The organism is Streptococcus gordonii (genome assembly GCF_001553855.1).
GTDB classification, from domain to species: Bacteria; Bacillota; Bacilli; order Lactobacillales; family Streptococcaceae; genus Streptococcus; species Streptococcus gordonii.
Genome location: NZ_LQWV01000009.1, coordinates 1 through 324, shown reverse-complemented (window position 1 = coordinate 324; position 324 = coordinate 1). Strand labels below are relative to the sequence as shown.

At 47.5% G+C, this 324-nt stretch carries 1 protein-coding gene; it reads left to right on the top strand.

Annotation, left to right across the window (positions count from 1 at the left end):
* Positions 1-324 (top strand): SpaA isopeptide-forming pilin-related protein (locus tag AWH02_RS02965; RefSeq protein WP_145762178.1); only part of this gene is annotated, 324 nt, incomplete at both ends.

The following is a 324-nucleotide window of genomic DNA, read 5'->3' as shown; positions in this document are numbered from 1 at the left end:
AATTGAACTTGGCACCGGGCACTTACACCTTCCATGAGGAAGCAGCACCAACAGGTTACCTCAAAGTGACCGATATCACTTTCCAAGTCAAAACAGACGGCACAGTGGAAGTGACCAATGTTGGTGAGAAAGACTCTAAGGGTGAAGACAACCGTGTTGTAGCGAATGGTGCAACTCTAACTGTAACCGATAAAGACGATGACAGTCCCAAAGCGATTACTTTCAGTAAAGTTAACCTTGGTGGCACTGAAATCGCAGGAGCTCAGATCAAGATCTACAAGGGCGACAAGGCAGAAGGCACAGCCGTAGAAAGCTGGACTTCAG